The sequence below is a fragment of the Gordonia lacunae genome (assembly GCF_002149015.1).
Taxonomy (GTDB): Bacteria; Actinomycetota; Actinomycetes; order Mycobacteriales; family Mycobacteriaceae; genus Gordonia; species Gordonia lacunae.
Genome location: NZ_NGFO01000009.1, coordinates 81,952 through 96,548, shown reverse-complemented (window position 1 = coordinate 96,548; position 14,597 = coordinate 81,952). Strand labels below are relative to the sequence as shown.

General features: G+C 68.6%; 13 protein-coding genes. 8 read left to right on the top strand and 5 right to left on the bottom strand.

What is annotated here, in order from left to right; translation table 11 throughout:
• The first annotated feature begins 48 nt into the window (after nucleotides 1-48).
• The gene (locus CA982_RS09895) at nucleotides 49-1,173 is read left to right on the top strand and encodes a resuscitation-promoting factor (protein ID WP_086535162.1); all 1,125 of its coding nucleotides are present in this window, start codon (nucleotides 49-51) and stop codon (nucleotides 1,171-1,173) included.
• Nucleotides 1,137-2,075, top strand: coding sequence for a 16S rRNA (adenine(1518)-N(6)/adenine(1519)-N(6))-dimethyltransferase RsmA (gene rsmA / locus CA982_RS09890; RefSeq protein WP_086535161.1), 939 nt, complete (start codon nucleotides 1,137-1,139; stop codon nucleotides 2,073-2,075). The genes CA982_RS09895 and rsmA overlap by 37 nt, the downstream gene beginning before the upstream one ends.
• A 417-nt stretch (nucleotides 2,076-2,492) precedes the next feature.
• On the opposite strand, the gene CA982_RS09885 is transcribed toward rsmA, so the two are convergent.
• Nucleotides 2,493-3,485 (bottom strand): LLM class F420-dependent oxidoreductase, encoded by a 993-nt coding sequence (locus CA982_RS09885; protein ID WP_086535160.1) that lies wholly within the window; start codon nucleotides 3,483-3,485, stop codon nucleotides 2,493-2,495.
• Nucleotides 3,486-3,627: 142 nt separating this feature from the next.
• On the opposite strand from CA982_RS09885, the gene CA982_RS09880 reads away from it, so the two are divergent.
• Genes CA982_RS09880 through CA982_RS09870 form a run of 3 tightly spaced genes read left to right on the top strand, consistent with a single transcriptional unit; the run spans nucleotide 3,628 to nucleotide 6,478 of the window.
• Complete coding sequence (locus CA982_RS09880) at nucleotides 3,628-4,296, top strand: HAD family hydrolase (protein ID WP_086535233.1); 669 nt, start codon at nucleotides 3,628-3,630, stop codon at nucleotides 4,294-4,296.
• A 53-nt stretch (nucleotides 4,297-4,349) separates the two neighbouring features.
• Nucleotides 4,350-5,315 carry a 4-(cytidine 5'-diphospho)-2-C-methyl-D-erythritol kinase gene (locus CA982_RS09875; protein WP_086535159.1) on the top strand — a complete coding sequence of 322 codons (966 nt, stop codon included), beginning with the start codon at nucleotides 4,350-4,352 and terminating at the stop codon, nucleotides 5,313-5,315.
• A 17-nt stretch (nucleotides 5,316-5,332) separates the two neighbouring features.
• Nucleotides 5,333-6,478, top strand: a complete 1,146-nt coding sequence (locus CA982_RS09870) for an alpha/beta hydrolase (protein WP_086535158.1) — start codon at nucleotides 5,333-5,335, stop codon at nucleotides 6,476-6,478.
• A 34-nt stretch (nucleotides 6,479-6,512) separates the two neighbouring features.
• On the opposite strand, the gene CA982_RS09865 is transcribed toward CA982_RS09870, so the two are convergent.
• Both CA982_RS09865 and CA982_RS09860 read right to left on the bottom strand, forming a co-directional pair.
• On the bottom strand, nucleotides 6,513-8,342 hold the full coding sequence (locus CA982_RS09865; RefSeq protein ID WP_086535157.1) for an ABC-F family ATP-binding cassette domain-containing protein: 1,830 nt from the start codon (nucleotides 8,340-8,342) through the stop codon (nucleotides 6,513-6,515).
• Nucleotides 8,343-8,374: 32 nt separating this feature from the next.
• Nucleotides 8,375-9,214 carry an SGNH/GDSL hydrolase family protein gene (locus tag CA982_RS09860; protein ID WP_425269065.1) on the bottom strand — a complete coding sequence of 280 codons (840 nt, stop codon included), beginning with the start codon at nucleotides 9,212-9,214 and terminating at the stop codon, nucleotides 8,375-8,377.
• A 267-nt stretch (nucleotides 9,215-9,481) separates the two neighbouring features.
• Between CA982_RS09860 and CA982_RS27125 the strand changes: the two genes are divergently transcribed.
• Together CA982_RS27125 and CA982_RS09855 are read left to right on the top strand one after the other, a co-directional pair.
• On the top strand, nucleotides 9,482-9,745 hold the full coding sequence (locus CA982_RS27125; protein ID WP_341865027.1) for a type IV toxin-antitoxin system AbiEi family antitoxin domain-containing protein: 264 nt from the start codon (nucleotides 9,482-9,484) through the stop codon (nucleotides 9,743-9,745).
• Complete coding sequence (locus tag CA982_RS09855) at nucleotides 9,742-10,347, top strand: endonuclease domain-containing protein (RefSeq protein ID WP_341865026.1); 606 nt, start codon at nucleotides 9,742-9,744, stop codon at nucleotides 10,345-10,347. Before CA982_RS27125 ends, CA982_RS09855 begins: the two co-directional genes overlap by 4 nt.
• Before the next feature lie 64 nt (nucleotides 10,348-10,411).
• Here the strand turns inward: CA982_RS09855 and CA982_RS09850 are convergent, their stop codons facing one another.
• Together CA982_RS09850 and CA982_RS09845 are read right to left on the bottom strand one after the other, a co-directional pair.
• Entirely contained in the window at nucleotides 10,412-11,569 is a 1,158-nt protein-coding gene (locus CA982_RS09850; protein ID WP_086535155.1) for an acyl-CoA dehydrogenase family protein, read from the bottom strand.
• 57 nt (nucleotides 11,570-11,626) lie between these two features.
• Nucleotides 11,627-12,823 carry an acyl-CoA dehydrogenase family protein gene (locus tag CA982_RS09845; protein ID WP_086535154.1) on the bottom strand — a complete coding sequence of 399 codons (1,197 nt, stop codon included), beginning with the start codon at nucleotides 12,821-12,823 and terminating at the stop codon, nucleotides 11,627-11,629.
• A 397-nt stretch (nucleotides 12,824-13,220) separates the two neighbouring features.
• Here CA982_RS09845 and CA982_RS09840 point away from each other — a divergent pair, with 397 nt between their 5' ends.
• The gene (locus CA982_RS09840) at nucleotides 13,221-14,570 is read left to right on the top strand and encodes an MFS transporter (RefSeq protein ID WP_086535153.1); all 1,350 of its coding nucleotides are present in this window, start codon (nucleotides 13,221-13,223) and stop codon (nucleotides 14,568-14,570) included.
• Nucleotides 14,571-14,597: the final 27 nt, after the last annotated feature.

The following is a 14,597-nucleotide window of genomic DNA, read 5'->3' as shown; positions in this document are numbered from 1 at the left end:
TCTTCCTCGCCTCAGTCACAGCTGCCGAACCCGGAGCCGTCCGACCCGGTGTCGCCCAAGTCGGTGTTCGCCAAGATCAACGGATCGAACTCGTTGCGTGTCCGCGTCGCGGTCGGCGCCGTCTGCGCCACTGTCGCCGCCGGCGGGATCATGGGCGTCGCCATGCACAAGAACGTCGCGATCGACGTCGACGGCGACGTCCGGCACGTGTCCACCATGGCGATGTCCGTGGAGAGCCTCCTGGAGTCCGAGGGCCTGGCCCCCGCCGACGGTGACAAGGTGAGCCCCGCACCCGACTCCGGTTTCGGGGACGGCCAGACCATCAGGGTGAACAAGCTCAAGCAGCTGACCCTCGACATCGAGGGCAAGCGCGAGACCATCGTCACCAACGCCTCGACCGTGGATCAGCTGATGGCCGAGCGCGGGTTGACCCACGCCGCCGAGGAGACCGCGTTCGGCCAGGAGCTGCCGGTCGGTGGCGGCCAGATCGAGGTCGCGCTGCCCAAGCCGGTGAACCTCGTCGACGGGCCCGCCAAGAAGCGCCCGACCGTCGCCGCGCACACCGTCAAGGATCTGCTCGAGTCGCTCGGGACGCCGCTGGGCGCCGAGGACAAGGTCACCCCCGCTGCCGACACCAAGGTCACCCCGAACCTCAAGATCGTCGTCACGCGGATCAAGACCGAGGACGTCACGCTCACCGAGCCGGTCGCGCCGCCGGAGGTCAAGAAGGAAGACCCGACCCTCATCCGCGATCGCAAGGTGGTCGAGAAGAAGGGCACACCCGGCGAGGCGCGCGTGACCTACAAGGTCACCACCGTCAACGGCCGAGTCGTCAAGCGCGACAAGCTGACCAGTGAAGTGCTCACCGAACCGGTGGCGGCCACCGTCCGCGTCGGTACCAAGCCGGGCGCGCCGTTCGTGCCGTTCGGGTCCGTCTGGGACGCTCTCGCCGCGTGCGAGGCGACCGGGAACTGGGCCATCAACACCGGCAACGGCTTCTACGGTGGAGTGCAGTTCGACCAGAACACCTGGGAACGTTGGGGCGGTCTCGAGTACGCGCCTCGCGCCGACCTCGCCAGCCGCGAGGAGCAGATCGCCGTCGCCAGCAAGACGCAGGCGGCCCAGGGCTGGGGCGCATGGCCGTCCTGCTCGTCCAAGCTGGGCCTGCGCTGATCGACGAGACGCCTGCGGGCACACCCGACGAGACACCTGCGGGCGCGCCCGACGAGGCCCCGCGTCTGCTCGGACCCGCACAGATCCGGGAACTGGCAGCCGAGGTCGGTGTCCGGCCGACCAAGACGCTGGGGCAGAACTTCGTCCATGACGCGAACACGGTGCGGCGGATCGTCGCGGCGTCGGGTGTCGGCGCCGACGACACCGTCCTCGAGGTCGGTCCCGGGTTGGGTTCGCTCACCCTCGCGCTCCTCGGGACGGCGGGCAAGGTCGTCGCGATCGAGATCGATCCGGTTCTCGCCCAACGTCTTCCGGCGACGATCGCGGAGTATGCGCCGGGCCGGCAGGACAACTTCCAGGTCATCCTCGCCGATGCGCTGCAGGTGACGCGCGACGACCTCCCGGTGGTGCCCACCGCGCTCGTGGCGAACCTGCCGTACAACGTCTCGGTGCCGGTCCTGTTGCACCTGCTCGGTCTCTTCCCCGAGATCACCACCGCCCTGGTCATGGTGCAGGCGGAGGTCGCCGACCGCCTCGCCGCGGGCCCGGGGAGCCGGACCTACGGCGTGCCGAGTGTCAAGGCTCGCTACCACGGTCGCGTGAGCCGGGCCGGTGCGGTGGGACGCAACGTGTTCTGGCCCGAGCCCAAGGTCGAGTCGGGACTCGTCCGCATCGAGCGCACCGACGACCATTCGACGGATCCGATCGCCCGGAAGCAGGTGTTCGCCGCGATCGACGCCGCATTCGCCCAGCGCCGCAAGACGATGCGCTCGGCGCTGGCCGGCTGGGCGGGATCGGCGGCCGAAGCCGAGCGCCGACTTCGCGAGGCCGGCATCGATCCCGGCGTGCGGGGCGAGAAACTCGACGTCGACGACTTCGTCCGACTCGCCCGCACGACCTGAGCGGAACCGGTGGGTCCACTGTTTCTGGTCCATGAGGTGCGAGGAGCGATCGCGACCCCTGCTCCCTGAGGAGCGCCCGGAGCTTGCGAAGGGCGCGTCACGAAGGGTCTGGTGACCGAGGTTGCGAGACCCTTCGTGACGCTCGCAAGCTCGCTCCTCAGGGGGCAGAGGTTGACGCTCGCAAGCTCGCTCCTCAGGGAGCAGAGGTTGACGCGCGCAAGCTCGCTCCTCAGGGGGCAGAGGTTGACGCTCGCAAGCTCGCTCCTCAGGGAGCAGAGGTTGACGCGCGCAAGCTCGCTCCTCAGGGAGCAGAGGTCGACGCTCGCAAGCTCGCTCCTCAGGGAGCAGAGGTTGACGCTCGCAACCTCGGACCTCAGGGAGCGTCCAGAGACGGTGCGGCGTACTCCTTCTCGAGTCTCAGCTCGACGCGGCGCGCAACTTCTCCAGCAGCTCGGGCGCGGCGTCGCGCAGGAACTCCTCCTGGGTGTCGCCGCCGATCTGGACGAGCGCGATGTCGGTGAAACCGGCCTCCCAGAAGGGTGTCACCGCCTCGACGATCTGATCGAGGTCGGGCCCGCACGGAATGTTGCCGGCCACGTCGTCCGGCGTGACGAACTGTGTCGCGGCGGCGAATCCCGCGGTGGTGCGCAGGTCGGCGTTGACATCCCAGCCGCCCGCGAACCAGCGGAACTGATCATGAGCGCGCTCGATCGCCTTGTCGCGGTTGCGATCCCAGCTGATGGGGATCTGTCCGATCGCGCGCGACCGCTGCCCGTCGACGGTCGGGGTCGATGAGTGTGCGTTCCAGGCCTTGATGAAATCGGCATCGGGTTCGACGGCGATCAGGTGGTCGGCGAGGGGGCCGAACGTCTCGATACCCGCGTTGCCGGCGACCGCGACACCGATCGGGACCGGCTGATCGGGAAGGTCCCAGATGCGGGCGGCGTCGACCTGGAAGAATTCGCCGCGGAAATCGACGAGTTCGCCGGTGTGCAGCTTGCGGATGATCTCGATCGCCTCGGCGAGCATGTCCTGGCGGTCGGCGACCGAGGGCCAGCCCTCGCCGACGACGTGTTCGTTCAGGTTCTCCCCGGAGCCCAGGCCGAGGGTGAAGCGACCGTCGGCGAGGATCTGCAGTGTCGCGGCCTTCTGCGCGATGATCGCCGGGTGATAGCGGATCGTCGGGCATGTCACGTAGGTCATCAGGTCGACCCGCTCGGTCGCGTGGGCCACGGCCCCGAGGACCGTCCACGCGTACGGGGCGTGCCCCTGGGCCGAGAGCCACGGGAAGTAGTGGTCGCTCGACACCTCGAAGTCGAAGCCGGCGTCTTCGGCGCCGACGGCGTACCGCACCAGCTCTTTCGGGCCGGCCTGCTCGGTCATCAGGGTGTAGCCGAATCGGGTTGCCATGGGGTTCTCCTCTGCGAGATCGGTCGCTTCGGTGTAGGCGTTGAGTCGTAGGTCCGAAACCGGGGCGCTCGAGACGGTGGCGCCCGGGCACGCGGACGTTCGACGACGGGGCGCGGTTCTCGACCCCGGAAACGAGGTGCAGATGCCTGATCACAAAGCGGATGGGTCGATCGACACCGTGCTTCTCGATGTCGACGGTACGCTCGTCGACTCCACCTACCTCCACGCGCTGGCGTGGATGCGGGCCTTCGCCGGCCACGACCTGACCCCGCAGTGGTGGCAGGTGCACCGGGCGATCGGCATGGGTGGTGATCGTCTGGTCGGGGAGATCCTCGGCGACGACGTGGAGGAATCGCTGGGGGACACCCTCCGGGACGAGTGGGAGAACGCATACCGTGACCTGCTTCCCGACGTGCGGCCGCTTCCGGGCGCCGCCGACCTGGTGCGCGGTTTGCTCGACGCCGGGTATCGGGTGGCGCTGGCGTCGTCGGGGAAGTCCGAGTTCACCGACGCGGCACTGGAGTCGATGGGATTGTCCCGGAACGACTTCGCCGCCGTCACCACGTCGGACGACGCCGATTCGTCCAAGCCGGCACCCGACATCCTGTCGGTCGCCCTGGACGAGGCGGGCGGGGGCAAGGCAGTCGTCGTCGGCGACACGGTGTGGGACGTGGCGTCGGCGCATCGACTTCCGGCGGAGTGCGTGGCGGTGCGGTCCGGTGGGTTCGCCGAGGGTGAGTTGCGCGACGCGGGCGCGGTGCTCGTCGTCGAGCACGTCGGTGAGCTCGTCGACCGCGGCTGGCGCCCCTGAGCGACGGCGTCGGTCGGCGCGGGGCCGACCCCGGCCCGCTAGGCTGGATCATTGTGTCGCGAACGTCGCTGTCGGTGGTGTCGGACTCCGTCACCGCGCGGGCTCCGTCGAAGGTGAATTTGCACCTCGGGGTGGGTCCGCGCCGAGATGACGGCTACCACGACCTGGTCACCGTCTTCCAGGCGTTGTCCCTGCACGACGACATCAGGGTGGCCCGTGCCAACGAGATGAGCGTGACCGTCCGCGGCGAGGGCGCCGCGTCGGTTCCGGCCGACGATTCCAATCTCGCGGTGCGCGCCGCGCTGGCACTGGCCGACTGGGCAGACCGTTCCGGCAAGGTCGCCATCGACATCGACAAGACGATCCCGGTGGCCGGCGGGATGGCCGGTGGTAGCGCCGACGCCGCGGGGGCGCTCGTCGCACTGGCCGCCTTGTGGAAACTCGACATCGGTCGGGACGACCTCGCCACGATCGCCGCGGGTCTGGGCAGTGACGTGCCGTTCGCGCTGCACGGCAACACCGCGCTCGGCACCGGACGCGGCGAGCGGCTGATGCAGGTCCTCTCCCGCGGGGAATTCCACTGGGTCCTGGCGCTCGCGCGCGACGGACTGTCGACGCCGGCGGTGTACCACGAGCTGGATCGGTTGCGTGACAGCCGATCCGGAGAGTGTGCCGACGACGCCGCGCGCGACCTGCTGCGTCGTCCCGACGAACTGATGCAGGCGTTGGCGTCGGGAGACCCACACGCGGTGGCCCCATTGCTGCACAACGACCTGCAACCGGCCGCGCTCTCGCTGCAGCCGACCCTCCGCCGGACCCTGCGCGCCGGGATCGACGCCGGGGCACTGGGCGGCATCGTGTCGGGCTCGGGCCCGACATGTGCCTTCCTGTGCGCCGACGAGACCGGCGCGGTGAACGTCGCCGCGGAGCTGTCCGGCGCCGGCGTCGCCCGCTCGGTCCGCACCGCCAGCGGTCCGGCTGCCGGCACGCGAGTGCTCGGAGCCGACCTCCGGCACTGATCGCCTACGGTTGACCGATGCCCCGCAGACCCGCCGCAGTCGTCGCGCCGACCCTCGTCGCCCTGCTGCTCTGGCTCGGGTCGGTCGCCCTGGCCGGCCCTGCCGCGGCCGCCGCCCCGGCGGACGGGTTCGTGTTCACCACCACCGACGTCGCCGCGGACGCGCTCCCGTCGGCGGCCGGTTCGGGTACTCGGATCACCTACGCGACCCGCGATCAGAACGGCCGTCCGGCGATGTCGAGCGGCGTGTACTGGGTGCCCGAGGGCTCGCCGCCGCCCGGTGGCTGGCCGATCGTCTCCTGGGCCCACGGAACCGTGGGCCTGGCCGACGAGTGCGCGCCGACACTGCACCGGCTCGGCGACGGGGTCGAGGCTCCGGTGCGGGCGGCACTCGCGGCCGGTTACGCGGTGACCGCCACCGACTACGCCGGGCTCGGATCGGCGGGGGAGACGGAGTACCTCGGCGGTCGGGCGGCGGCGTACTCGGTGATCGACATGATCCGCGCCGCGCGGTCGGTCGACCCCTCGCTCGGGTCGCGGTGGGTGTCGACGGGTCACTCGCAGGGCGGCCACGCCGCCCTGCAGGCGGGCCGCCTCGCCGCGGAGTACGCACCCGAACTGCCGGTGGCCGGAATCGTCGCGATCGCCCCGGTCTCGTCGCTGGAGAACCTCTTCGGACTGTTCGGGCCCCGTGTCCCGGGTCTCGGCGCCCTCAACGTCCTGAGTGCGCCGTTCCTGTTCACCCTCGCCGGCCTCGACCACGCCCACCCGGAGCTCGGCGTCGCCGACTTCCTGACCGCCGACGGCAAGCGTTTCCTCGACCGCGCACGTGCCCGGTGCAACGGCGATCTCGTCGACGCGCTGCGGTCGGTGTCCCCGGGCTCACTCGTCGCGTCCTCGTTCACCGCCGAGCCGGAGTTCCGGAACGCGCTGCGCGAGTACGCCGAGGTCCCGACTTCCGGGTATCCGGCGAACGTGACCATCGCACACGGGCTCCTCGATCCGGTGCTGCCGTATCCGCTGAGCCGGTCGCTGCGTTCGGCGATGCGGGACGCCGGCACCGACGTCGATCTCAAGACCTATGCGCGCGCCGACCACAGCAGTGTCGTCGACGAGTCGCTGCCCGACGTGATGACCGCGATCCGGGAGTCCTTCGGCCGCTGACGAGGTCGGGGACGACCGGCTCTGGCGCAGTCGGTCATTCGAGGGCTTCGCCCAGCTCCATCCAGCGCTCCTCGACCTCGGCCAGCTCGGTCTCCATCGCGCGGATGCTCTCCGTCTCCGCGGCGAGACCCTGGTAATCGGATTGATCGTGGTCGGCCAGTGCGGCTCGGGCGGAGTCGATCTTGCTGTGCAGCTTGTCGATCCGGCGCTCCAGAGAGGCCAGCTCCTTGTTGGCCGCGCGCAGTTCGGCGCCGCTGAGGGTCGATCCGGACCCGCCGCTCGTCGAACCGGAACCGCCTGAACCCGAACCCGATCCGCCCGAGCCTGGTCCGGCGGTTGCTGCCTTCGACTGTGCCGCCCGCAGTTTCAGGAACTCGTCGACCCCGTTCGGGAGGTGACGCAGCTTGCCGTCGAGGACGGCGAACTGCTGATCGGTGACGCGTTCGAGGAAGTACCGGTCGTGCGAGACGACGATGAGTGTGCCCGGCCAAGAGTCGAGGAGATCCTCGAGTGCGGCGAGCATGTCGGTGTCGAGATCGTTGGTCGGCTCGTCGAGGATCAGCACGTTGGGTGCGTCGAGGAGGATCAGCAGCAGCTGCAGTCGTCGTTTCTGTCCGCCGGACAGGTCGCGGACGGGAGTGGAGAGCTGCGCGCTGTCGAAGCCGAGTCGTTCGAGCAGTTGCGACGGTGAGAGGTCCTGCGCCTTCGACCCGGAGCCGAAGGTGTAGGTGGTCTGTAGTTCCGCGATCACCACCCGGACCGGATCGTCGAGATATCGGTCGAGATCGTCGAGGCGTTGGGTCAGCGTCGCGACCTTGACCGTCTTGCCACGCTTGACCCGTCCGCCGGTCGGTTCCACGGTGCCGGCGATGAGGCCGAGGAGCGTCGACTTGCCGGCGCCGTTGACGCCGAGGATGCCGGTTCGCTCACCCGGGGCGAGTCGCCACTCGACGCCGTCGAGGACGTCGCGGTCGCCGTAGGACACCGACACGTCGAGCAGGTCGACGACGTCTTTGCCCAGGCGTGCGGTGGCCAGGGACTGCAGGGCGACCGTGTCGCGTACCGGCGGGACGTCGGCGATCAGCGCGTTGGCGGCGTCGATGCGGAACTTCGGCTTGGAGGTCCGCGCGGGGGCGCCGCGACGCAGCCAGGCCAGCTCCTTGCGGGCGAGGTTCTGCCGGCGCGCCTCGACGGCCGCGGCCTGCCGGTCGCGTTCGACGCGCTGCAGGATGTAGGCGGCATAACCGCCTTCGAAGGGTTCGACGATCCGGTCGTGCACCTCCCAGGTGACGGTGCAGACCTCGTCGAGGAACCACCGATCGTGGGTGACGACCATCAGCCCGCCGGCATTGGCCGGCCAGCGCCGCTTGAGGTGCTCGGCGAGCCAGGTGATGGCCTCGACGTCGAGGTGGTTGGTCGGCTCGTCCAGCGCGAGGACGTCGTGTTCGCCGGCGAGCAATCGGGCCAGCGACACCCGCCGGAGCTGGCCGCCGGACAGTGAGCTGGTGGGCGCCGTCCACTCGACGTCCCCGAGCAGTCCGCCGATGACGTCGCGGACCTTGGCGTCGCCTGCCCACTCGTGGTCGGGGCGGTCGCCGACGACGGCATGCCCGACGGTCTCGTCGTCGTCGAAGACGTCGACCTGGTCGAGGACACCGACACGCACTCCGCCACGCACGGTGACGCGGCCGGAATCGGGCTGCATCCGTCCGGCGAGCATCGCCAGCAGGCTCGATTTGCCGTCGCCGTTGCGGCCGACGATGCCGATGCGGTCGCCCTCGTTGACGCCGAGGGACACCGACTCGAAGACCTTGGTGGTCGGGTATTCCAGGCCTAGGGTTTCCGCGCCGAGTAGATGAGCCACCCGACAAACGCTAGTGGGTGGCCGGTGCCGGGCTAACGGCGGATGGCCCCGTTGATCATGGCTGCGAAGGCGACGGCGCCGGCCTGGTTGACGTGGAAGGGCAGCGCGATGCGATTCGACAGCGAGCTCTCGTACCAGGGGTTGATCAGGTTGCACGCATCATGGCCCGCCGACCGCCGGTTGGCGTCGATGAAGGTGCTGCCGACCTTGCTCGACGCCCGCCAGAGCGCGCCGTTGGCCCGGTTGAACACCTCGCGCATCCACCGGGCGTCGGGGTCGCTGAGCGGTACGAGCGGCCAGCACCCGGTGAAGCCGATGAAACCACCCAGCCCGACGACGATGATCTGGGCGTTCGGCGCCTTCGTGCGGATCGCACGCAGCGCCGGCGTCACCCGGTTCTCCATCAGGTCGATCCGCCGGCGGACCTCGTTCTCGAGCGCGCGGTTGTCGCGGCAGCGCCGGTCGGTGAACGCCGGGGTCCGGCACTGGTTCAGGATCGCGTTCCACCGCATGTCGTTGCCGCCGATGCTCACGGTGATCAGTTGCGCATCACGGGGGACCAGGTGCAGCTGGATCGGTTTGATGCCACCGCTGGTGTGCTGCGGGGACTGGTACAGGTGTGTCGCCTGGGCGCCCGCGCACGAGGCGTCGATGAAGCGGCGCGGCAGGGTCGCCCCGGCCACGAGGGTCGGGTAGTTGAACGCCGACCGCTTGCAACCCGCGAAGTACGCGGGGGTCGGAGTGTAGAAGCTCCCGGACGCCCGGGAATCACCGAGCGCCACGTAGGTGCCGCCGGTGTAGCGGCCCGGGGCCGCGTGCGCGGGCGCGGCCACCGCCGCCATCAGCGACACGACGAATGCGGTGACCAACACCGTCGCCAACACCTGGACCCCGCCCCGGACAAACCCCACCACCGCACACCACTTCCGCTACCCGCCGATTGCTCAGGGAATCTTAAGGCACGACCGGCGGACGGGAAACCGGAGCGGACTGAGCGTTCTCCAGGGTTGTCGGTGCGCGTCGGTCGCCCGTTACCGAAGCGTGTCCGCAGAGTGCGGGGTTCGTACTGGAAAGCGATACGAATCCCGCACTCTGCCGGGGAGTGGAACCGGAGCGGAACGGGATGCGTCGACAACTGCATGTCCACTGCACCTGCGTTGCGGAGACTCGCGCTCGCCCGCGACGGTGTGATCACCGCGGCGGAGGCCCGCGAGCACGGTCTCAGTCGTGCCTCGGTCGGACGGCGGGTGAACTCCGGTGAGTGGGTTCGTGCGAGTTCCGGCGTCTATCGGCTGGCTGATCACCCGGTCACAGCGCGAACCCGGACCCGTCTGGCGGCACTGCAGGTCTCGGGGATGCCGTCCTCTCCGGACTTGCGGCCGCATGGTGGCACGGGCTCGTGACCAAGCAACCGACGACGATCACCGTCACCGCTCCCCGGAGCTGGCACGGTTCGCCGGTGAAGGGGACGGTGGTCGTTCGGCGCACTCTCGACAAGGCCGACGTCGTGGTCGTGAAGGGACTCAAGGTCACCGCGGTACCGTTGTCCGTCCTCGAGGGAGCCATCGAAGGAAAGATGGACGTGCTCGACCGGGCTCTTCAGAACGAGAAGGTGACGGTCGACGCCCTCATCGAGACGTATCAGCGCAGACGACGATGTCGCGGTGCGACCGAGATGGCGAAGATGCTCGTCCTCGTCGGCTCGGGCGCCCGGTCGGCGGCCGAGCGGCTCACGGTGAAATTGTTCGGCGAGTACGAGATAGCAGGCTGGGTCGCAAATCACCCGGTGTCCGGTTACGAGATCGACTTCGCGTTTGTCGGGAAGAAACTGGCGGTCGAGATCGACGGCATGGCTCACCACCGCGATGCCGAAGCTTTCCAGCATGACCGCACACGCCGCAACACGCTCATCGCCCTGGGGTGGACGGTGCTCAATTTCACCTGGCCCGACCTGGTGGAACGTCCGGGATGCGTTGCGGTGCAGGTGCGCCGGGCGATCGGCTGAGTCTGCGCCACACAGTGCGGGATTCGTACTCCGAAACCGGGACGAATCCCGCACTCTGCGCGACCTACAGGCCGAGGTCCTTGGCGATGATCGTCTTCATGACCTCGCTGGTCCCGCCGTAGATGCGGGTGACGCGGGTGTCGGCGTACAACCTGGCGATGGGGTACTCGAGGACGTAGCCGTACCCGCCGTGCAATTGCAGGCACTTGTCTATGACCTTGCCGGCGGTCTCGGTGGCGAACAGCTTCGCGCGGGCCGCGTCCGGGACGGTGAGCTCGCCCTCGTTGTGGAGTTCGAGTGCCCGGTCGACGAATTGCCGGATGGCCTCCACCTCGGCGGAGCACTCGGCGAGCACGAACTTGGTGTTCTGGAAGGCGGCAACGGGTTTGCCGAAGACGTCGCGCTCCTTGGTGTAGGCGATCGCATGCTGGACGGCGGCGGCCGCCGTGGCCGACGCCCCGATGGCGATGGTGAGCCGTTCCTGCGCCAGGTTGTGCGCCAGGTACGAGAAACCGGCGCCCTCCTCGCCGAGCCGATTCGCCACGGGAACCCGGACCGAGCTGAACGACAGCTCCGCGGTATCGGAGGCCTTGAGTCCGATCTTCTCGATCTTGCGACCCACGGCGAAGCCCTCGGACGTCGTGTCGACGACCAGGATCGACAGTCCCGCACGCCGGTTCGACTCGTCGAAGGCGGCGGTCCGGGCGACCACCAGGATCCGATCGGCGAGCGCGCCGCCCGTGATGAACGTCTTCGCGCCGTCGAGTATGTAGTGCGACCCGTCCTCGGACAGCTTGGCGGTGGTCGAGATGTTGGCGAGGTCCGAGCCGGTGCCGGGTTCGGTCATCGCGATCGCGAACATGAGTTCACCGGAACAGAAGCCGGGCAGCCACCGCTGCTTCTGCTCGTCGGTGGCGTACTCGACGAGGTAGGGGAGGATCAGGTTGGAGTGCACCGAGTAGCTGCCGAAGGTGACACCCGCGGCCGAGGTCTCCTCGGCGATCACCATCGAGTAGGTGAAGTCGGAGACACCGCCGCCCCCGTACTCCTCGGGAGCCTCGATGCCCAGGACGCCGAGTTCGCCCAACCGGTTGTAGAACTCTCGCGGCGGATGACCCTGCTTCTCCCAGTCGTGATAGACGGGCGCGACCTCCTTGGCAATGAAGTCACGGATGGTCTTGCGGAACGACTCGTGGTCCTCGGTGAAGATGCGGCGCTGCATGTGGTCCCTCGAAACTGTTGTGGGCGGACGGTTCTGACGACGTTCGACTCGGCGGGGTCATCGCTCCTGATAGTCGCGCAGGAGTCCCTTGGAGATGATCTGTTTCTGGATCTCGCTGGTGCCCTCGCCGATCAGCAGGAAGGGTGCGTCGCGCATCAGCCGCTCGATCTCGAACTCCTTCGAATAGCCGTAGCCGCCGTGGATTCGGAAGCTGGCCTGGGTGACCTCGGCGCAGTACTCGCTGCACAGGTACTTGGCCATCCCGGCGGCCACGTCATTGCGCTCGCCGGAGTCCTTCAACCGTGCCGCGTTCACCATCATCAGGTGTGCGGCCTCGACTTTCGTCGCCATCTCGGCCAGTGCGAACGCGATGGCCTGGTGCTCGGCAATGGGTTTGCCGAAGGTGGACCGCTGCTGGGCGTATCTCACGCCGAGTTCGAATGCGCGCTGGGCGATTCCGCACGCGCGCGCCGACACATTGACCCGGCCGACCTCGACGCCGTCCATCATGTGCGCGAAACCGCGGCCCGGCCGGCCGCCGAGGATGTCGGTGGCGTGCGCACGATAACCGTCGAAGATCAGCTCGGTGGTGTCGATGCCCTTGTAGCCCATCTTGTCCAGCTTGCGCGGGATCGTCAGGCCGGGCAGCACCTCGCCGAATCCGGCGGGTTTCTCCACCAGGAAGGTCGTGAGGTTCTTGTGCGGCCGCTCGCTGCCCTCGTCGGTACGGACAAGAGCGGCAACAAGAGTCGACGACCCGCCGTTGGTCAGCCACATCTTCTGCCCGCTGATGACGAATGCGTCGGCTCCGTCCCGCTTCGCGGTGGTCTTGATCGCCGCCACGTCCGACCCGAGTTCCGGTTCGGACATCGAGAACGCGCCCCGGACCTCGCCGGTCGCCATGCGGGGCAGGAACCGTTGCTTCTGCTCGTCGGTCCCGTGCTGACGGATCATGTACGCCACGATGAAATGGGTGTTGATCACCCCCGACACGCTCATCCATCCGCGTGCGAGTTCTTCGACGCACAGCGCATAGGTGAGCAGCGACTCGCCCAGCCCGCCGTACTCCTCGGGGATCATCAGCCCGAACAGGCCCATCTCGGCCATGCCGTCGACGATGGCCTGCGGATACTCGTCGGCGTGCTCCAGCTCCTGCGCGGTGGGGATGATCTGCTTGTCGACGAACGAGCGGACGTTGGCCAGGATCTCCGTCTGGATCTCGGTGAGGCCCAGGGTCTGCGCGAGGCGGGTCATGGTGGTGGCTTGTCTCCGAAAGTCGGTCGGGGTGCGAACGCACCATCGGTGGCGATGGGAGTGTGCGACTCCGCATACGGTCCGTCTCACAGCATGCACGCGTCGAACCCGCCGAAGTAGTCGCGGTGAACTAAGGGAGCGATAGCGCAAGCCAATGGCCCGGGGCGATTGCGAGCCGCGGGCAGGGAAGACCGACGCCTATCGCCCTGATAGCGATTGCCGATGACCCCGGGCTCATACCGCTGTGTGCTGGACACATAGGCAGTGACAGTCAGATCGTTCGCCGAGCAAACGTTGTCACATCAGAGCGGTCGCGGTTTCATTCGGGGGAGATGTGAGCCAGGACACGTATGGCACACATCGAAACCCAGATCACTCCCCTGGAAGAGGTAACTCCATGACGGTCACCACCGACCCCGAGGCGAGCCCGACGCGGCGAGGCCTCGGACCGCGCGGCGAATCCCGCACCGGCGCTTGGGGTCTCACGGCGCTGCTGGTGAGCCTGTACGTGATCAACTACGCCGACAAAGCGGTGCTGGGCATCATCGCTCAACCGCTCCGCGAAGAGCTGGGCCTGAGTTCGTCCCAGATCGGTCTCGTCGGCAGCCTGTTCTTCCTGACGTTCACGATCGGCGGGTTCTTCGCGGGACTGCTCAACCGCTGGATGACCCTGCGCTGGTCCCTGGTCCTGTTGGCCCTGTGCTGGGCCGCGGCGATGCTCCCCATGGTCGTGGTGGCGTCCTTCGCGGTCCTCATCCTCAGCCGGTTGTTCCTCGGTCTCGCCGAAGGTCCGAGTTCGGCGCTCCTGCACACGGCGGCCTACTCCTGGCATCCGCCGGCCCGGCGCGCCCTGCCCGGTGCTCTCCTCGCCGGCGCCGCGTCGATCTCGAAGATCGCGATCGCTCCGCTGCTCGCCGTGATCACGGTGGGCTTCGGGTGGCGTTGGGCACTGATCTCCCTCGCCGCCGGTGGCCTCGTCTGGTGTGTCGTCTGGCTGTCGACCTGGCGCAACGGCCCGTACATCGCGAGCGGGAAGGCGTCGAACGACTCGCCCGCCGCGAGCGCCGACACCGAACCGGCCACGCCGTGGATCTCGATCTTCCGCTCGCGCACCTTCGTCACCGGCGCGCTCGTGGTGATGAGCGTCTACGCGCTGGTCAGTGTCGTGCTGACGTGGCTGCCGTCGTACTTCGAAGAGGGGCTGGGCTACAGCCGTCTGCAGTCCGGGTCGATGTTCGCGTTCCCCTCGATCGTCGGCCTGGTCCTGATGGTGCTGAGTTCGATCACGAGTGACCGGATGATCTCGAAGGGGGCGACCTCGCGGATGCTGCGTATCGTCGTGCCGTCGGTTGGGGTCCTCGTCTCCGGGGTCCTGCTGTTCCTGCTGCCCTCGGTCGGCACCCCGATCGTCGCGGTCGCGATCCTGTCGATCGGTTATGGCTTCGCGGCGACGGTGTTCCCGCTGTTCAACGCGGCGGTCGCCGAGATCTGCCCGCCCCGGCAGACCGCGGGCACGCTGGGTGTCTTCCTGGCGATCATGGCGATCGGCGGTCTCGTCGCGCCGTACGCGACGGGCGTCATCGTCGACGCGGCCGCCACCCCGGCCGAGGGCTACGCCACCGCGTTCCAGGTGCTCGGGATCGTCGCCGCCGTGTGCGCGGTACTCGCTCTGGTCTTCGCCGATCCCGAGCGTGATCGGGCTCGGCTGCGTCCGCACGCGCCGGCCGTCGAAGGCGCCACACCGTGATGCGCGCGTCCCATAGGCAGGGCCTCA